This window comes from Cellulomonas sp. GTC20042 (assembly GCF_055389595.1).
The window spans coordinates 257,767-275,721 of record NZ_AP043678.1 but is presented as its reverse complement, the minus strand read 5'-3'; the positions used below and the strand labels follow the sequence as shown (position 1 = coordinate 275,721).

Genomic DNA, 17,955 nt, shown 5'->3' with positions numbered 1-17,955 from the left:
GCACGTCACCAGACCGGTCGCGGCACCTCCTCGGTCGGCACCTTCGCCGGCAGCCGGGACAGCCGGTAGAGGTTGAAGGCCGAGATCGCGACGAACACGACGCCGGTCAGGTAGAAGATCGGCGTGCTGAACACCTCGGGCATCGCCAGCACCCACATGTTCGCGCCGGGCAGGAACGTGTTGATCGTGCCGACCAGGATCACGATCGCGAGCCCCATGCTCGCGCCGCGCCGGTTGCCGTCACGCGCCCCGCGCTTGAGCCAGAGCACGCCGGGCGCCGAGGCGATCAGCATGTTGGTGAACAGGAACCACTGCAGGATGCTGCCCGGGCCCATGAAGTCGATCAGGATGTTGACCAGCGCGTACATCGCCGGGATCTGGATGCCGACGAGCAGCGCCGCGTGCTTGAACGTGACCGGGCCGCGCACGTAGTCGCCGAACACCTCCTGACGCTCGACGGTGAGCACCTTGGCGATGTTGTAGATCTCGAAGACGTTCCACACCATCAGCGCGAGCCCGCAGGCGGTGAGGAACCAGTGCCAGTCGTTGCGGGACGCGGCGAGCAGCATGATCACCGCCCACGAGGAGTCGTGCGCCAGGTAGAAGGTGTGCATCCACACCGGGTACGGCGCCATCTTCTCCCGCCGGATCAGGGCGAAGGAGTACATGTACTCCAGGTACCCGATCAGGAACGTCACCGCCGCCGAGACGAGCAGCGGGGTGTTGTCCAGGGTGAACGCGTCCATCAGCGGCTGGTACCAGTCCGGCATCGTGCCCTCTCCTCGATCGTGCCCGGCCGGCGGCCGAACTGAACGATCGATAAGTTAGCACTGAACTGAACGAGTGGTAAGTTCGCGCCGGAGCGGGTGGACGAGGAGGGCGAGGGATGATGACCGACGTGACGACCGACGCGGGCCCGGACCCCAAGGACCTCAAGCGCACCCGCGGCGGCCGCGAGCGCCTGCTGACCGTCGCCGCCGAGCTGTTCCGCGACCGCACGCTCGCCGGCACGTCGTTGCAGATGATCGCCGACCGGCTCGGGGTGTCGAAGCCCGCGATCTACCACCACTTCCGATCCCGCGACGACATCGTCGCGACCCTGATGCAGCCGGTGCTCGCCGATGCCGAGGCCGCCACCGCCCGGCTGCACGACCTGCCCGCCGCCGATCGCCCCGCCGCCGCCCGCGCGTTCTACGCCGACTTCGTGGTGCACCACCGCGAGGTGATCGCGATGGTCTTCTTCGACCGCGCCGCCCTGCCGGCCGACCTGCCCGCGAGCGTGGACCGGCTGGTCGACGCGGTGGCCGCGCACCTGACCGCCGGTGACGACCCGGACGCCGGGACCGTGCTGGTCTACGGGGTCGCCGCGCTGGTCACCCGGCGGCAGGACCTGGACGACACGGCCCTGCGCGCGGCGGTCGGCGCGGTGCTGGGGGTCTAGCCACCCCCCGTTCGCCGTGCCCTCATGCGCCGGCCACCCCGACGGCGTTGGCTGGCACCATGACCGTCGTGACCCGCACCCCGCTCCCCGCCCGCACCGTCGCCGAGGTGGGGGTGTCCGCGCACCGCGGCGCCTCCGCCGAGCTGCCCGAGAACACCCTCGCCGCGTTCCGCCGCGCGCTGGAGCACGGCGCCGAGGGGATCGAGCTGGACGTCGCGCTGACCGCCGACGGCGTGCCCGTGGTGCTGCACGACGAGACCGTCGACCGCACCACCGACGGCACCGGCCCGGTCGTGGAGATGACGCTGGCCGAGGTGCAGGCCCTGGACGCCGGCGGCGGCGAGCCGATCCCCACCCTGGACGACGTGCTCGCGCTGGCCGCCGGCCACCTCGAGGTCAACATCGAGCTCAAGGCCGCCGATTCCGCCCCGGCGGTGGCCCGCGTCATCGCCCGGCACCCCGCGCTCACCTGGTTCTCGTCCTCCGGGCAGTGGGACGCCCTGGCCGAGCTGCTGACCCTGGTGCCGGACGCCCGCGTCTACCCGCTGACCCTCGGCGTCGCCACCCCCGACCACCTGCGCGCGCTGGCCGTCGCCGCCGGCTACGACGAGGAGACCATCGAGGCCGAGGCCGCGCGGTTCTCCCACCTCGGCCGCCCGCTGGACGAGGCCGTCGACTGGGCGCTGCGCGTCGGCGCCGCCGGCGTCTCCACCTGGGCGGAGGGGCTGACCACCGCGGACGTCGAGCGCGTGCACGCGCTCGGGCTGGCGGTCTGGGTGTGGACGATCGACGACCTCGACCGCGCCGAGGAGCTCATGCACATGGGCGTGGACGCGATCTGCACCAACGACCCCGCCGGCGTCCTCGCCCGCCGCGCGTCGCTCCTGGGCTGAGCCCGGGCCCCGATCCCGCCGAGTTGTCAGAAGTTGTCGCTTCGCGGCGCCCGCAAGCGACAAGAGATGACAACTCGGCGCTGGGGGCGCGCGCTCAGACCAGCCGGGCGTGCAGCACGTTGACCGAGCCGGGCGCGAGGCGCAGCGTGTGCGCGGTGCCCTCGGGGCCGTCGATCCGGGTGCTCACCCGGCGCACCGCGTCCGGCTCGGCGACCGTGTTGTGCTGCGTGGGCTCCTCGGCGGACAGCCGATCGATCCGCTCCAGCCGCACCGGGCCCGCGAAGGTCAGCTCGATCTCGGCCTCGTCGGTCATCGCCGGGTTGGTGAGGTTCACCAGCAGCCGGTCGCCGTCCACCGAGGCGAAGGCGTGCACCCCGTCGACCTCGGGCTCCACCCGCAGCGCGGTCGCGCCACGGTGCGGGCGGTACATCGCGAACACGTCGTAGTTCGGCGTGAGCACGGTGTGCTCGTCCTCGGTGAGGATCAGCGCGTTGAGCACGTCGACAGTCTGCGCGTTGCAGGCCATCGACACCGTGTCCGCGTGCCGCTGGAGGATGTCGAGGCTGAGCGCGGTGGTGATCGCGTCCCGCATGGTGACCTGCTGGCGCAGCGCCGGGCGGGCGACGAAGGCGTCGCGGTGCCAGTTGCCCCACTCGCCGACGATCAGGTCCACGTGCTGCAGGCGGGTGTCGAAGGACGACTCGGGCTCGGGAATCAGGGCCAGCCCCTCGGCGATCAGCGCGTTCTGCTCCTCGATCACCTGCTCGAGCTCGGCGGCGCCGGCGATCACCCGGTCCCACCCTGCCCGGTCGAAGGAGGTCGGGGTGTCGTCCTCGTGGTCGATGTTCCAGTTGTAGAAGTGCAGGTCGTAGCCGGCGATCGGCGGCTGGCGGTACTCGGCGAGCGCGCGGAACAGGTCGCGGGTCCACGCCACGCGCTCGCGCGGCTTGTTGCCGTCGGGGCCGGAGGCGATCGGGTAGACGTCGGGGGTCTCGAACACGCTGCCGGTGAACCGGGGCATGGCGGTGGCGAAGTCGCGGTACCGCGCGAGGTAGGTCTGCGGGGTCATGGTGCCGCCGCCGCCCCAGGGCTCGTTGCCGATCCCCCACAGCCGCACCCCGTAGGGCGCCTCGTGCCCGTTCGCCGCGCGCAGCCGGGCCAGGTCGGTGCCGCCGGCGCGGTTGCAGTACTCCATCCAGTCGCGCATCTCGGCGACCGTGCCGCTCATCATGTTGACGTTGATCCACGGCTCGGCACCGATCGCCGCGCACAGCCGCAGGTACTCGTCGGTGCCGAAGGCGTGGTCGTCGGGCTCGAAGGTGCCGAAGTTCTCGTTGAACGTGGTGGGCCGCAGCGCACGATCGCCGATCCCGTCCCGCCAGTGGTAGGTGTCGGCGTAGCAGCCGCCGGGCCAGCGCAGCACCGGCGGTCGCAGGTCGCGGAGCGCGTCGAGCACCCCCTGCCGGATGCCGTCGGTGTGCGGGATCGCGGAGTCCGGGCCGACCCAGATCCCCTGGTCGATGCAGGTGCCGAGGAACTCGATGAACTGCCCGTGCAGGGCGGGCGCGATGCGGGCGATCGTCGCCGCGGGGTCGATGTGCAGGGGCACGAGCGGATCTCCTTCGATCTTACCGACTACCTGATAAGTATAAGGTAGCGCGTCCTGGCGGCGTGCGGCAGGCCATGATGGACCCGTGCCCGAGCCCACCCCGATCCGGAGCCGGCAGCGGATGCCGGTGGCCGACCGTCGCCGGCAGATCGCCGCCGAGGCCGCCGGACTCGTCTCCCGGTACGGCTCCTACGGCGTCTCCATGCAGACCGTCGCGGACGCCGTCGGCCTCACGCTGCCCGGCCTGCACCACCACGTGAAGAGCCGCGACGACCTGCTCACGCTGATCATCGAGACCTACGACGACCACTACGCCGACGTCGACGGGCTCACCGAGCGGCTGCGCACGATCGCCGCCGCGCCGGACGGGACGGTGCGGCTGCCGCTCGCCCTGCGCCGGATGGTCGAGGCCAACACCGAGCGCGCCGACCTGGTCGGGCTGTTCCTGCGCCTGGCCGTCGAGGCGCACGACCCCGAGCACCCCGCGCACGAGTACTACCGGCGCCGGCACCACGACCTGCTCACCGCCATGGGCGCGCTGCCCTGGCACCTGCCCGCGCGGTTCCGCGACCCGGAGACGTTCACCGACCTGCTGCGCACCGCCCTCACCGCGATGGACGGCTGCGAGGTGCAGTCGCTCACCGACCCGACCGAGTCGCTGGCCGACCTGTGGGCCCGCGTCGAGCGCACCCTGTTCGGCTCCCCCGAGTGGGACGGCCACCGCTGAGCCGGATCACTCCTCCGGCGGCAGCGGCAGCGTGCGCGCGCTGCGGAAATCCCGCGCCGAGCCGTCCACCGGATCGGTGAACGCCACCTCCGACGCCAGCAGCTGCAACGGCTCGGAGAAGTCGTCCACCGGCACGTCCCGCACCACCGGGTACAGCGGATCGCCCACGATCGGGATGCCCAGACCGTGCAGGTGCAGCCGCAGCTGGTGCGTCCGCCCCGTACGCGGCGACAGCCGGTACACGCCGGACCCGTCCACCTCTCGCTCGAGCTCGACCAGCGTCTCCGCGTTCACCGGGGCGCCCGGCACCACCTCGGCCTGCCACGACCCGCGCTCCTTGCGGATGTGGTCACGCACCACCACCGGCAGGTCCAGGTCCGCGCGCAGCGGCGCCAGCGCCCGGTACGTCTTGCGCACCTCCCGGCGCTCGAACATCGACTGGTAGACGCCCCGCCACCGCTGCTCCGTCGCCAGCATGAGCAGCCCCGACGTCACCCGGTCCAGCCGGTGCAGCGGGGAGAGCTCCGGCAGGTCCAGTGCCGCACGCAGCCGCACCACCACGCTCTGCGCCACGTGCCGCCCGCGCGGGATCGACGACAGGAACGGCGGCTTGTCCACCACCACCAGCCGCTCGTCCCGGTGCACCACGTGGATCGCGCCCGGCACCACCGGCTCCTCGCGCAGGTCGCGGTGGAACCAGAGGAACAGGTGCGGCCGGTACGGGTCGTCGTCGGCCACCGGCCGGCCGTCCTCGGTCACGAACCGCCCCGCCGCGAGCATCCCCGGCACGTCCACGTGCTCCGGCAGCCGCTCGCGCAGCCACTCGCCGAGCGTCGTCCACGCCACCGGGCAGGAGCGGTCGACGTCCGGCGTGCGCACCCACGCGGCGGCGAGGCCGTCACGGGCGGGCAGCGGGGAGCGAGGGGGCACGGGGGAGAGCGTAGGCGGGACGGCTCTGGCAAAATGTTGCCGATGTCGGCACGATCTTGCCGATGCTGGCAACATCTTGCGGAGGACGGATGGACTGGCAGACGCCCGAGCACGCCCTCGGCGGCGGTCTCGACCCCGTCGTGCTGCGCGCGCTGTGGTCCGCCGGACGACCGCTGACCGGCGAGCAGGTGAGCCGGGTCGCCCGCGCAGGCTCCCCGCGCGGCGTCCGCTACGCGCTCGCCCGGATGGTCGCGCAGGGCGTGGTCGACACCAGCACGGTCGGGTCCGCGACGATCTACGAGCTGCGCACCGAGCACCTCGCCTACCCGGCGATCGACGCGGCCTTCCGCGCGCTCGACCCGTGGAACCTGCTGCGCGAACGCCTCGACGCCCTGGTCACCGGCTTCCGGCCGGCGGCCGAGGGGGCGAGCGTCGCCGTCTTCGGATCCGTCGCGCGCGGCGACTCCGGGCCTGACTCGGACCTCGACCTGCTGCTCGTGACCCTGGACGACGGTGCCGAAACCTCCGATCTGCGCATCCACCTCGCCGAGCGCGTGCGAGCCTGGACCGGACAGCAGGTGGGCGTGTACCTGACGACGCCCGCTCGGCTCGCCGAGGCCCGGCGCGCGGACGACCCCATCGTCGAGTCCTTCGTCCGCGACGCCGTCACCCTGGTCGGCCCCGACGTCAGGACGTACCTCTCGGAGGACTGATGAACCCGCGCGACCCACGCACCCGTCCGATCGGCCGCGCCGAGATCTCCGTCCGTGCCGCCTCCGCGCGCAGGTACCTCGAGGTCGGCGAGCTCGTGATCGGGGAGGACCCCGCGGATCGCCAGGTCGCCGCCGGGTTGGCCGTCCTCGCCGCCATCGCCGCGGGCGACGCGATCTGCGGTGCAGCGCTCGGCGAGCACGCGCGCGGGCAGGACCACGGGCAGTCGGCCGACCTCGTGCGTACCGTCCGACCTGACGGCGCCGACCTGGCGCGGCACCTGCAACGAGTGCTGGAGCACAAGCCCAACGCGCACTACGGCACCACGTACCTCACGCCGGAGACCGTGCACGCGATGCTGCACCACGCCCGCGACCTCGTCGCCGCGATGGACCGACGCCTGCGCTGAGCCCGCGAGGCGCCCAGCCTTCACGACCGCGCCGATGTGTCGGTACCGACACATTCTCGGATGTGTCGGTACCGACACATCCGCGCCCGGATCAGGACCGCGAGGACACCCCCGCCCGCACGTGATCCGTCAGCATCCGCCGCGAACCCGTATGGAAGTCGTGAGGATCGCCGCCGCCCCCGCGCCACGGGTCTCTGATGGTCCGTGGCCCGGCTGCTGCCGGTCCCGCCGTCGCCCCGGGGTGGGCTGACGACGACGTTCGAACGTCGGGAGCACGTCGTGCTGGACCTGGTTCTCGTGGCGGCCGTGGTCGTCCTGTTCGCGCTGGTGGGCGCCGTGGCGGCGGGGGTCGAGCGACTGTGACGGTCCTGGACCTGGTGGCCGCCGCCCTGGGCGTGGCCGCCGTCGCCTACCTGGTGCTGGCGCTCGTGAAGCCGGAGAAGTTCTGATGGGCGGGTGGGCGGCCGTCGCCCAGATCGCGCTGGTGGCCGGGATCGTCGCCGCGCTGTACCGGCCGCTGGGCGACCACATGGCGCACGTCTACACCTCGGCGCGCGACCTGCGGGTCGAGCGGGGGCTGTACCGGCTGATCGGCGTCGACTCCCGGTCGGAGCAGACCTGGCGGGCGTATGTGCGCAGCCTGCTGGCGTTCTCGCTGGTGGGGGTGCTGGCGGTGTACCTGATCCAGCGGGTGCAGACCTGGCTGCCGTGGGACCTCGGGCTGCCGGCGCCCAGCGCGCACCTGGCCTTCAACACGGCGATCTCGTTCGTGACGAACACCAACTGGCAGTCGTACTCGCCGGACGTGACCCTGGGCTACTCGGTGCAGGTGCTCGGCCTGGCGGTGCAGAACTTCCTGTCCGCCGCGGTGGGCATGGCGGTCGCGGTGGCGCTGGTGCGCGGGCTGGTGCGGCGGCGGGTCGGCACGATCGGCAACTTCTGGGTGGACCTGACGCGCGGCACGCTGCGGATCCTGCTGCCGGTCTCGGTTCTGGCGGCGGTGGTGCTGATCGCCGGAGGCGTGATCCAGAACTGGGCGGGCTTCACCGACGTGACGACGCTCGCGGGCGGCACGCAGTCGATCCCGGGCGGTCCGGTGGCCTCGCAGGAGGCGATCAAGATGCTCGGCACGAACGGCGGCGGCTTCTTCAACGCGAACTCGGCGCACCCGTTCGAGAACCCGTCGGCGTGGACCTCGGCGTTCCAGGTGGTGCTGATGCTGGCGATCCCGTTCAGCCTGCCGCGCACCTTCGGCCGGATGGTCGGCAGCGCGAAGCAGGGCTACGCGGTGCTCGCGGCGATGGCGACGATCTTCCTGGTGAGCCTGACGCTGCTCACGATCGTCGAGGCCCGCGGCATGGGCACGGCGCCGGAGCTGGCCGGCGGGGCGATGGAGGGCAAGGAGCAGCGGTTCGGGATCGCGGCGACCACGCTGTTCGGCAGCGTGAGCACGCTGACCTCGACCGGCGCGGTGAACGGCATGCACGACTCGTTCACGGCGCTCGGCGGGTTCTTCCCGATGCTCAACATGATGCTGGGCGAGATCGCCCCGGGCGGCGTCGGCTCCGGCCTGTACGGGATGCTCGTGCTGGCGCTGATCGCGGTGTTCGTCGGCGGTCTGATGGTCGGGCGCACCCCGGAGTACCTGGGCAAGAAGCTCGGCCCGCGGGAGATCAAGCTCGCCAGCCTGTACATCCTGGTCACGCCGACCCTGGTGCTCGCCGGCACGGCGCTGTCCTTCGCGATCCCCGCGGTGCGGGCCGACGTGGAGAGCACGTCGATCTGGAACCCCGGCGTGCACGGCTTCTCCGAGGTGCTGTACGCGTTCACCTCGGCGGCGAACAACAACGGCTCCGCCTTCGCGGGGCTGACCGCGAACACCCCGTGGTTCGACGTCGCGCTGGGCGTGGCGATGCTGCTCGGCCGGTTCGTGCCGATCGTCCTGGTGCTGGCGCTCGCCGGATCGCTGGCCGCGCAGGACAAGGTCCCGGCCACGGCAGGGACGCTGCCGACCCACCGGCCGCAGTTCGTCGGCCTCCTCGTGGGCGTCACGGTGATCGTGACCGCCCTGACCTACTTCCCCGTTCTCGCGCTGGGTCCCCTGGCGGAAGGTCTGTGAGCACCATGTCCCTGAGCACCCTCGACCAGCCGACCACCGAGCCGGCCCCGGATCTCTCCCCGACCCCGACCGCCTTCGGGATCGCCACCCTGCGCGCGGCCCTGCCCGGTGCGTTCCGCAAGCTCGACCCGCGCGTGATGTGGCACAACCCGGTCATGTTCGTCGTGGAGGTCGGCGCCGCGCTGACCACCGTGCTCGCGGTGGTCGAGCCGTTCACCGGCGGCCCGGAGCCCTCGGGCGGCACCGCCACGCCGGTGACGTTCACGGCGGCCATCGCGGTCTGGCTGTGGCTGACCGTCGTCTTCGCCAACCTGGCGGAGTCGGTGGCCGAGGGCCGCGGCAAGGCCCAGGCCGACAGCCTGCGCCAGACCCGCTCGGCCACCCCCGCCGCCGTGGTCGAGGGCTACGACGCGGTCGAGGACCCGGGTGCCGAGCGCGCCCGGACCCGTCAGATCGCCTCGCCCGAGCTGTCGCTCGGCGACGTGGTGGTGGTGACCGCCGGCGAGCTGATCCCCGGGGACGGCGACATCGTCTGGGGCATCGCCTCGGTGGACGAGTCGGCGATCACCGGCGAGTCCGCACCGGTGGTGCGCGAGTCCGGCGGCGACCGGTCCGCGGTGACCGGCGGCACCCGGGTGCTGTCCGACCGGATCGTCGTGCGGATCACCTCGAAGCCCGGCGAGACCTTCGTCGACCGGATGATCGCGCTGGTCGAGGGTGCCGCCCGGCAGAAGACGCCGAACGAGATCGCGCTGAACATCCTGCTCGCGTCGCTGTCGATCGTCTTCGTGGTGGTCGCGCTGACGCTGGGGCCGATCGCCGGGTACTCCGGGGCGTCGGTGAGCGTGCCGGTGCTGGTGGCGCTGCTGGTGTGCCTGATCCCCACCACGATCGGCGCGCTGCTGTCCGCGATCGGCATCGCCGGGATGGACCGTCTGGTGCAGCGCAACGTGCTGGCGATGTCCGGCCGCGCGGTCGAGGCCGCCGGCGACGTGACCACGCTGCTGCTCGACAAGACCGGCACGATCACCTACGGCAACCGGCGTGCGGTGGCGTTCCTGCCGCTGACCGGCGTGGACGCGCGCGACCTGGTCGAGGCCGCCGCGCAGGCCTCCGCCGCCGACCCCACCCCCGAGGGCAGGTCGATCGTCGACCTGGCCGCCGAGCAGGGCGAGGTCCCCGCCGCGCCGACCGGCACCGTGATCGTGCCCTTCACCGCGCAGACCCGGATGAGCGGTGTCGACCTGCCGGACGTGACCCGCATCCGCAAGGGTGCCGGCAGCGCCGTGATCGCCTGGCTGGAGCAGGACGCCCCGCTGGCACCCGCCGCCCGCCGCGACCTGGACGAGCACGTCCGGCGGATCTCCTCCGAGGGCGGCACGCCGCTGGTGGTCGCGGTGAAGGACACCGGCGACACCGGCCGCGTGCTGGGCGTGGTGCACCTCAAGGACGTGGTCAAGGACGGCCTGCGCGAGCGGTTCGCCGAGCTGCGCGCGATGGGCATCCGCACGGTGATGATCACCGGCGACAACCCGCTGACCGCCCGGGCCATCGCCGCCGAGGCCGGGGTGGACGACTTCCTCGCGGAGGCCACCCCGGAGGACAAACTCACGCTGATCAAGCGGGAGCAGGAGGGCGGCAACCTGGTCGCGATGACCGGGGACGGCACCAACGACGCCCCCGCGCTCGCGCAGGCGGACGTCGGCGTCGCGATGAACACGGGCACCTCGGCCGCCAAGGAGGCCGGGAACATGGTCGACCTGGACTCCGACCCGACCAAGCTGATCGACATCGTGCGGATCGGCAAGCAGCTGCTGATCACCCGCGGGGCGCTGACCACGTTCTCGATCGCGAACGACGTGGCGAAGTACTTCGCGATCATCCCGGCCCTGTTCGCCGGGGTGTTCCCGGGCCTGGCGGTGCTCAACGTCATGCACCTGTCCTCGCCGGCCTCGGCGATCCTGTCCGCGATCGTCTTCAACGCGCTGATCATCGTGGCGCTGATCCCGCTGTCCCTGCGCGGGGTCCGCTACCGCGCCGCGGCGGCCACCTCGATCCTCGGTCGCAACCTGCTGGTGTACGGGCTCGGCGGCGTGATCGCCCCGTTCCTCGGCATCAAGGTGATCGACCTCGTGATCAGCCTGCTGCCCGGCTTCTGACCCCCTCACGCCCAGGAGATCGCTGTGTCCTCCCCTCGCACCACCTGGCCGCACCTGCGCGTCGCGCTGCGTGCCCTGCTCGTCCTGACCGTCGCCCTCGGCATCGGCTACCCGTTGCTGGTCACCGGCCTCGGCCGCCTGATGCCCGCCCGCGCCGACGGCTCGCTGGTGACCGACGCCGACGGCACCGTGGTCGGCTCCTCGCTGATCGGCCAGTCGTTCACCGACGCCGACGGCACGCCGCTGCCGCAGTACTTCCAGTCCCGACCCTCGGCCGCCGGTGACGGCTACGACGCGGCGGCGTCCTCCGGCTCCAACCTCGGCCCGGAGAACCCCGACCTGGTCGCGGCGATCGAGGAGCGGCGCGCCGCGGTCGCCGACCTGGAGGGCGTGGACCCGGCCGACGTGCCGGTGGACGCGCTCACCGCCTCCGGCTCCGGTCTCGACCCGCAGATCAGCCCGGAGTACGCCGACCTCCAGGTGCCGCGGGTGGCCCGCGAGCGCGGGCTGACCGAGGACGCGGTGCGCGCCCTGGTGGCCGACGCGACCACCGGCCCGGACCTCGGGTTCCTCGGCCAGGCGGCCGTGGACGTGGTCACGCTGAACCTCGCGCTGGACGCGCTCGGCTGATGCAGAGGGGCCGTCTGCGCGTGCTGCTCGGTGCCGCCCCGGGCGTCGGCAAGACCTTCGCGATGCTCGAGGCGGGCCGGGACATGGCGCGCGACGGCAAGGACGTGGCGGTCGCGGTGGTGGAGACCCACGGCCGCGCCGCCACGGCCGCCCTGCTGGACGGGCTGGAGGTGGTCCCGCGGGTGCTCGTCGACCATCGGGGGGTCCGGCTGTCCGAGATGGACCTGGACGCGGTGATCGCCCGCCGACCCGCGGTCGCCCTGGTGGACGAGTTCGCGCACACCAACGCCCCGGGCTCCCGGCACGAGAAGCGCTGGCAGGACGTCGCCGCGCTGCTGGACGCCGGGATCCACGTGGTCACCACCGTGAACATCCAGCACATCGAGTCGCTGAACGACGTGGTCCGCACGATCACCGGTGTCCCGCAGCGGGAGACCGTGCCGGACGCCGTGCTGCGCGCCGCCGACGACATCGAGCTGGTCGACCTGGCCCCGCAGTCCCTGCGTGACCGGCTGGCCGAGGGGAACGTGTACCCGGCGGAGCGGGTGGACGCCGCGCTGTCGCACTACTTCCGGCTCGGCAACCTCACCGCCCTGCGTGAGCTGGCGCTGCTCTGGCTGGCGGACGAGGTGGACTCCGCGCTGCGCACCTACCGCAGCGAGCACGCGATCGACGCGCCCTGGGAGGCCCGCGAGCGCGTGGTGGTCGCGCTGACCGGCGGCCCGGAGGGCGAGACCCTGCTGCGCCGCGGCGCCCGGATCGCGGCGAGATCCGCCGGTGGGGAACTCCTCGCCGTGCACGTCTCCGCGCAGACCGGCCTGCGGGACGCCGATCCCGGCTCGCTGGCGGCGCAGTCCGCGCTCACCGAGCAGCTCGGCGGCACGTTCCACCAGCTCGTCGGGGACGACGTGACCGACACCCTGGTCAACTTCGCGCGCGGGCAGAACGCCAGCCAATTGGTGATCGGCCTGAGCCGTCGGTCCTGGATCAAGGCCGCGCTGACCGGCCCGGGGATCGGCACCAGCGTGATCCGCGCGGCCGGGGCGATCGACGTGCACATCGTCACCCACGCCGCCGCCGGCACCCGGCTGCGGCTGCCCCGGCTGACCGGTGCGCTGACCGTGCGCCGGCGGGTGCTGGCCTTCCTGCTCGCGCTGGTCGGCGGGCCGCTGCTCACCTGGGGGCTGGTGGCGGCGCGCTCCGAGGACTCCCTGGCCAGCGACGTGCTGGCGTACCAATTGCTCGTGGTGGTGATCGCGCTGGTCGGCGGCCTGTGGCCCGCGCTGTTCACCGCACTGATGTCCGGGCTGACGCTCAACTACGTGTTCGTGGCGCCGGTGCACACCATCACCGTCGCCGAGCCGGTGCACATCCTCGCGCTCGCCCTCTACGTCGCCAACGGCGCGCTGGTGTCGCTGGTGGTCGACCAGGCGGCCCGCCGCAGCCGGATCGCCCAGCGGGCCGCCGCCGAGTCCGAGCTGCTGATCTCGATCGCCGGCGGGGTGCTGCGCGGGCAGGACGCCCTCGGTGCACTGCTCGCCCGGGCCCGCGAGGCCTTCGGGCTGGACGCGGTGCGGCTGCGGGTCGGCTCGGTGGTGCGGGTGGCCAAGGGCGAGGTGCCGTCCGACGTCGCGCCGGTCGGCGTGCCGGTGACCGCCGAGGCCACCCTCGACCTCTGGGGCCCGCCGCTGGACCGCTCCGCCGCCCGCCTGCTGCCGGTGGTCGTCACCCAGGCTGCCGCCGCCCTCGAGCACGAGGACCTGACCGCCGCCGCCCAGGAGATCGCCCCGCTGATCGAGACCGACCAGGTGCGCTCCGCGCTGCTGTCCGCCGTCAGCCACGACCTGCGCCGCCCGCTCACCGCCGCCACCACCGCCGTCGGCAGCCTGCGCCAGCGCGACATCGACTGGTCCCCCGCCGACCGGGAAGAGCTGCTGGCCACCGCCGACGAGTCGCTGACCATGCTCGGCACCCTGGTCACCGACCTGCTGGACGTCAGCCGCGTGCAGGCCGGGGTGCTCGGCGTCTCCTGCCGACCGGTCGACGTGGAGGACGTGATCCTGCCCGCGCTCGACGAGCTGCACCTCGGCCCGGAGGACGTCGAGCTCGACCTCGACCCCGCGCTGCCACCGGTGACCGCCGACCCCGCCCTGCTGCGGCGCGTGGTGGTCAACGTACTGGCCAACGCCGTGCACTTCAGCCCGCCCGGCACCCGCCCCCGGCTCGCCACCAGCGCCTTCGGGGATCGCGTCGAGATCCGGGTGGTCGACCACGGCCCCGGCGTCGAGCCCGAGCGACGCGACGACCTGTTCCTGCCGTTCCACCGGCTCGGCGACACCGACAACACCACCGGCCTCGGCCTCGGGCTCGCGCTGTCCCGCGGGTTCGCCGAGGGCATGGGCGGCACCCTCGACCCCGAGGACACCCCTGGGGGCGGGCTGACCATGGTGATCGGGCTGCCGGGCACCACGACCGGCGCGGAGGTCACGGCGTGAAGATCCTGGTCGCCGACGACGACCCGCAGTTCCTGCGCGCGCTGCGGATCACCCTGCGCGCCCGCGGCTACCAGGTGCTCACCGCCACCGACGGCGCCGACGCGATCGACCAGGCCGCCCGGCACCGCCCCGACCTGTACCTGGTCGACCTCGGCATGCCGCACCTGGACGGCCTCGGCCTGATCCACTCCCTGCGCGGGTGGACCGCCGCACCGATCCTGGTCGTCTCCGGGCGCACCGGCTCCGACGACAAGGTGGACGCCCTGGACGCCGGCGCCGACGACTACGTGACCAAGCCGTTCCACCTCGACGAATTGCTGGCCCGGCTGCGCGCGCTCGGACGGCGGGCCGCCACGGGCCCCGCCGACGACGGCCCCGCGGTGACGTTCGGCGACGTCACCGTCGACCTGGCCGCGAAGGTCGTCACCCGCACCGGGCACGGCCCCGTGCACCTCACGCCGACCGAGTGGCAGGTGCTGGAGATCCTGGTGCGCCACCCCGGCCGCCTGGTCACCCGGCAGACGATCCTCGCCGAGATCTGGGGCGCCCAGCACGTCACCTCCTCCGGCTACCTGCGGCTGTACCTCTCGCAGCTGCGCAAGAAGCTCGAGCCCGAGCCGTCGGCGCCGCGGTACCTGGTGACCGAGCAGGGCATGGGGTACCGGTTCGTGCCGGACGAGCACCCGGCGGGGTGATCCCGGCGCGGGCGGTCGGCACCCGTGCCTATCCTGGACGGGTCGATCGTCCCGTCCAGGAGGTGCACCGTGGGTGACGTCCTGCTCGCGCTGCTGCGCGACGCCTCCGCCTCGCTCGCGCTGCTGCTCGGCACCAGCACCCTGACGACGATCCTGGTGCTCCTCGGCGCCACCACCCTCGCCGCGGTGACCGTGGCGCTCGTCGCCCGCGGAGCCACCGCGCTCGGCCTGGTGCCGGTGCGGATCCATGCCGCGTTCCCGCACGAGACCGTCGCCGCCCGTCCGGCGGTGACGCAGAGCGACCCGGACGCCCCGGGTCACGCCCGCCCTCGGGCACCCGGCAGCCTCCTCGGCTGACCACCCCTCACCCACCGCCGCGCGGCATCCGTGCGCCGGTGGTGCCGCGCCTGCGCGCCCGGGCGGTGGTCGGCGGACGTGACACCCCGCCCGTACGACCGAGGACACTCCATGGACCTGTTCGCCCTGCCGCCCGTCGCCGCCGTGATCGACACCGCCTACCGCGCGCTGATCGCCCTGACCACCCTGCTCGAACCGCTCGCCGGGACCGCCGCCGCGGCTGCGGCCGTCGTCGCCGTGACCCTGCTCGTCCGCGCCGCGCTCGTCCCGGTCGGCGTCTCGCAGGCCAAGGCCGAGCGCACCCGCGCGCGCCTCGCCCCGCGCCTGGCCGACCTCCAGCGCCGGCACCGCAACGACCCCGAGCGGCTCCAGCGGGAGACCATGCAGGTGTACGCCGACGAGGGCACCACGCCCTTCGCCGGCTGCCTGCCGATGCTGGTGCAGGCACCGGTGGTCGGGATCATCTACACGGTGTTCGTGCACGCGCAGATCGCCGGGCACGGCAACGCCCTGCTCGACCACACGCTCGCCGGGGTGCCGCTCGGCGCGACCCTGCTCGGATCGCTCGGCGAGGTGGGCGCGATGCTGGTCTTCGGGGTGCTGGTCGCGCTGATCGCGGCCGTCGGGGAGCTGACGCGACGGGCGCAGCGACCCGGTGGGCGGCTGGCCGTGCCGGTCGCGGGGGCGGGTGCCGCTGCGGGTACGGCCGCGCCGAACCCGCTGGCCGGGCCCGGCGCGCAGCGGATGCTCGGGGCGCTCCAGTTCATGACCGCCGCCGCCGCGTGCGTCGTCCCGCTCGCCGCCGGGCTCTACCTGCTGGTGACGGTGTGGTGGACCCTGGGCCAGCGCGTGCTGCTGCGCCGCCGGTACCCGATCACGGCGGGCTGACCTGGTGGGCTGACCGGGCGGGCCTACTCGGCGGCGCGCAGCCGCTCCGCCACCTCGGCCACCACCTCCGGCCCGCCGACGATCTCGAGGTGCATCTCGTCCGCCCGGTCGAAGTCGCCGCCCCAGGCCACCGCCGGCGCCACCTTCTCGAGGATCGCGCGCAGCGCAGTCACCTGCTCGTCGGTGAACGTGCCCCGCACCCCCAGCGGGTGCTCCGTCGCGTTGAGGTCGATCGACGTGCCGGAGGCGTGGTTGGACAGGTCCTCGCCGCCGCGCACCGGCCGGTACGCCCACCCCCAGGACGACGCCACGTCCACCGGCTCGACCTCCGCGTCGAACCGCGCCGCCACGTAGTCGAGCACCGTCGCGACGTCCCCGGCGAGCACCCGCCCGGTGACCCACGGCGACGTGGTCAGCCGCGGGTCGTGGCCGTCGGTGATCGCCGGCCAACCGTTCTGGCTGGTCTCGCCGCCGTCGCCGGATGCGGCGGGCCGGTCGTTCGCGCCGAGCACCAGCCACGCTCCGGTCGCGACGGTCAGCGCGGCGGCGAGGGCGACCAGGACGCGCACGCGGGCACGGTGGGCGTCGGGCCGGCTGCGCGCGGGCAGCGGCGGGGCGGGGGTCAGGGAGTCCCAGGTCGGGAGCGTCTCGGGCATGTCCTCGACGCTAGGAACCGGGGGTGCACGCCGACGTCGGGCCGTGGGGCGATCCGCCAGGTGCTCCGGCACCACCCTGGGGTGGGGTGGGTCGTCCGGCGGGAGGGGATCATCCCGCGGGCGGCCCTGACCGTCCGGCCACCGTGCACCCGCGCGACGGCGGGCGCACGGCCGGGCGCTCAGACCCCGACGGGCGTCTCACGCGGGTGCGCGACGCACCACTCCAGCGACTCGCGGATCGCCGCCGGCACGTCGTCCGGCTGGATGCCGAGCACCGTGCTCGCCGCGGGATCGCTGCACGCGTGCCGGTCCTGGAACCGGGCGCTGTCCGGGAAGTGGATGCCGTGCTCGACGCCGGAGCCGCGCATCTGCTCGTGGGCGGCCTCCATCGCCGGCAGCACCGCCTCCAGCGGCACCACCGTGACGTCCTGCGGGTCCCGCCCGAGGGCCTCGCAGCACATCCGGTAGAACTCCGCGTAGGTCAGGTCGTAGGCGTTGATCGGGTAGCGGCCGCCGTGCTCGCCGTGCTCCATCGCGCCGGCCGCCGCCTGGGCGACCTGCGCGACGGTGACCGCCGAGGTGGCGCCGGCCTGGGCCGTCACCGGACCCTCGGTGCCGGCCACGATGTCGAGGAACATCTGCCACAGCGGGCGCTGGCCGGGCACGATGCCGAAGATGTACGGCAGGCGCAGGATCATCACGTCCATCGCCCCCTCCCCCTCCAGGCAGGCCAGCTCCTCCTGCGCGAGCCGGGCGCGGGGGTAGCCGTTGCGGGTGCGGTAGCCGAGGTCGGGCCACAGCTCACCGAACTCGGCGGTGTACGACCCGTAGACGACGAACTTGCGGACGCCGGCCTGCCGCGCCAGGCGCGCGAGCCGCTGGGTGGGCAGCGCGTTGGCCCGGTAGAAGAACGCCGCGGCGGGGGCCGGCGGGGTGGTGCGCTCGTCGGCGCCGATCGCGTAGAACACCGCGTGCTTGCCGGCGAGCAGCCCGAGCACCTCGGCGTCGGACATCTGCATGACGTCGCCCCAGTGCGCGTCGACCTGCTCCGGCAGGAAGCTCGCGCCGGAGATCGGCAGCGAGACCGCCGAGACGCCGTAGCCGCGCCGCAGCAGCTCGAGCGAGGTGTGGTAGCCGAGCAGGCCGGTGCCGCCGAGGACGAGGGTGTCGGTCATGGGGGAAGTTCCTCACATCTGCGAGAGGGGGTCGGTGACGCTCCCGACGCTAGGTTCCGGC

The 17,955-nt window shown here is 73.4% G+C and carries 19 protein-coding genes; 14 read left to right on the top strand and 5 right to left on the bottom strand.

The window, feature by feature from the left end:
- Positions 1-5: 5 nt before the first annotated feature.
- Positions 6-770, bottom strand: a complete 765-nt coding sequence (locus ACZ5HG_RS01295; protein ID WP_464179896.1) for a hypothetical protein — start codon at positions 768-770, stop codon at positions 6-8.
- A 119-nt stretch (positions 771-889) separates the two neighbouring features.
- Here ACZ5HG_RS01295 and ACZ5HG_RS01290 point away from each other — a divergent pair, with 119 nt between their 5' ends.
- Together ACZ5HG_RS01290 and ACZ5HG_RS01285 are read left to right on the top strand one after the other, a co-directional pair.
- Complete coding sequence (locus tag ACZ5HG_RS01290) at positions 890-1,441, top strand: TetR/AcrR family transcriptional regulator (protein ID WP_464179894.1); 552 nt, start codon at positions 890-892, stop codon at positions 1,439-1,441.
- 59 nt (positions 1,442-1,500) lie between these two features.
- A complete protein-coding gene (locus tag ACZ5HG_RS01285) occupies positions 1,501-2,334 on the top strand; it encodes a glycerophosphodiester phosphodiesterase (RefSeq protein WP_464179892.1) in 834 nt (277 codons plus the stop codon).
- Positions 2,335-2,428: 94 nt separating this feature from the next.
- Here ACZ5HG_RS01285 and ACZ5HG_RS01280 read toward each other — a convergent pair whose 3' ends face one another.
- Positions 2,429-3,943 carry an alpha-N-arabinofuranosidase gene (locus ACZ5HG_RS01280; protein WP_464179890.1) on the bottom strand — a complete coding sequence of 505 codons (1,515 nt, stop codon included), beginning with the start codon at positions 3,941-3,943 and terminating at the stop codon, positions 2,429-2,431.
- A gap of 85 nt (positions 3,944-4,028) precedes the next feature.
- Here ACZ5HG_RS01280 and ACZ5HG_RS01275 point away from each other — a divergent pair, with 85 nt between their 5' ends.
- On the top strand, positions 4,029-4,670 hold the full coding sequence (locus tag ACZ5HG_RS01275) for a TetR/AcrR family transcriptional regulator (RefSeq protein WP_464179888.1): 642 nt from the start codon (positions 4,029-4,031) through the stop codon (positions 4,668-4,670).
- Positions 4,671-4,676: 6 nt separating this feature from the next.
- On the opposite strand, the gene ACZ5HG_RS01270 is transcribed toward ACZ5HG_RS01275, so the two are convergent.
- The gene (locus ACZ5HG_RS01270; protein WP_464179886.1) at positions 4,677-5,600 is read right to left on the bottom strand and encodes a pseudouridine synthase; all 924 of its coding nucleotides are present in this window, start codon (positions 5,598-5,600) and stop codon (positions 4,677-4,679) included.
- Between the two features lie 89 nt (positions 5,601-5,689).
- Between ACZ5HG_RS01270 and ACZ5HG_RS01265 the strand changes: the two genes are divergently transcribed.
- The 11 genes from ACZ5HG_RS01265 (at position 5,690) to ACZ5HG_RS01215 (ending at position 16,063) form a co-directional block, all read left to right on the top strand.
- The gene (locus ACZ5HG_RS01265; RefSeq protein ID WP_464179884.1) at positions 5,690-6,313 is read left to right on the top strand and encodes a nucleotidyltransferase domain-containing protein; all 624 of its coding nucleotides are present in this window, start codon (positions 5,690-5,692) and stop codon (positions 6,311-6,313) included.
- Entirely contained in the window at positions 6,313-6,720 is a 408-nt protein-coding gene (locus ACZ5HG_RS01260) for a hypothetical protein (protein WP_464179882.1), read from the top strand. Before ACZ5HG_RS01265 ends, ACZ5HG_RS01260 begins: the two co-directional genes overlap by 1 nt.
- Positions 6,721-6,924: 204 nt before the next feature.
- Positions 6,925-7,083 carry a hypothetical protein gene (locus ACZ5HG_RS01255; protein WP_464179880.1) on the top strand — a complete coding sequence of 53 codons (159 nt, stop codon included), beginning with the start codon at positions 6,925-6,927 and terminating at the stop codon, positions 7,081-7,083.
- Entirely contained in the window at positions 7,080-7,169 is a 90-nt protein-coding gene (locus ACZ5HG_RS01250) for a potassium-transporting ATPase subunit F (RefSeq protein WP_464179878.1), read from the top strand. The genes ACZ5HG_RS01255 and ACZ5HG_RS01250 overlap by 4 nt, the downstream gene beginning before the upstream one ends.
- Positions 7,169-8,839, top strand: coding sequence for a potassium-transporting ATPase subunit KdpA (kdpA, locus tag ACZ5HG_RS01245; protein WP_464179876.1), 1,671 nt, complete (start codon positions 7,169-7,171; stop codon positions 8,837-8,839). The genes ACZ5HG_RS01250 and kdpA overlap by 1 nt, the downstream gene beginning before the upstream one ends.
- 5 nt (positions 8,840-8,844) lie before the next feature.
- Entirely contained in the window at positions 8,845-10,998 is a 2,154-nt protein-coding gene (kdpB, locus tag ACZ5HG_RS01240) for a potassium-transporting ATPase subunit KdpB (protein WP_464179874.1), read from the top strand.
- A gap of 24 nt (positions 10,999-11,022) precedes the next feature.
- A complete protein-coding gene (gene kdpC, locus ACZ5HG_RS01235; RefSeq protein WP_464179872.1) occupies positions 11,023-11,628 on the top strand; it encodes a potassium-transporting ATPase subunit KdpC in 606 nt (201 codons plus the stop codon).
- Positions 11,628-14,123 (top strand): sensor histidine kinase, encoded by a 2,496-nt coding sequence (locus ACZ5HG_RS01230; protein ID WP_464179870.1) that lies wholly within the window; start codon positions 11,628-11,630, stop codon positions 14,121-14,123. Before kdpC ends, ACZ5HG_RS01230 begins: the two co-directional genes overlap by 1 nt.
- Positions 14,120-14,818: a response regulator gene (locus ACZ5HG_RS01225; protein ID WP_464179868.1), complete on the top strand. Its 699-nt coding sequence runs from the start codon at positions 14,120-14,122 to the stop codon at positions 14,816-14,818. The genes ACZ5HG_RS01230 and ACZ5HG_RS01225 overlap by 4 nt, the downstream gene beginning before the upstream one ends.
- A gap of 69 nt (positions 14,819-14,887) precedes the next feature.
- Positions 14,888-15,175, top strand: coding sequence for a DUF6412 domain-containing protein (locus ACZ5HG_RS01220; RefSeq protein ID WP_464179866.1), 288 nt, complete (start codon positions 14,888-14,890; stop codon positions 15,173-15,175).
- Positions 15,176-15,286: 111 nt separating this feature from the next.
- Positions 15,287-16,063 carry a YidC/Oxa1 family membrane protein insertase gene (locus ACZ5HG_RS01215; RefSeq protein WP_464179864.1) on the top strand — a complete coding sequence of 259 codons (777 nt, stop codon included), beginning with the start codon at positions 15,287-15,289 and terminating at the stop codon, positions 16,061-16,063.
- Positions 16,064-16,086: 23 nt separating this feature from the next.
- Here the strand turns inward: ACZ5HG_RS01215 and ACZ5HG_RS01210 are convergent, their stop codons facing one another.
- Together ACZ5HG_RS01210 and ACZ5HG_RS01205 are read right to left on the bottom strand one after the other, a co-directional pair.
- Entirely contained in the window at positions 16,087-16,719 is a 633-nt protein-coding gene (locus tag ACZ5HG_RS01210) for a M15 family metallopeptidase (protein WP_464179862.1), read from the bottom strand.
- Between the two features lie 179 nt (positions 16,720-16,898).
- Positions 16,899-17,894, bottom strand: coding sequence for an NAD-dependent epimerase/dehydratase family protein (locus ACZ5HG_RS01205; protein ID WP_464179859.1), 996 nt, complete (start codon positions 17,892-17,894; stop codon positions 16,899-16,901).
- Positions 17,895-17,955: the final 61 nt, after the last annotated feature.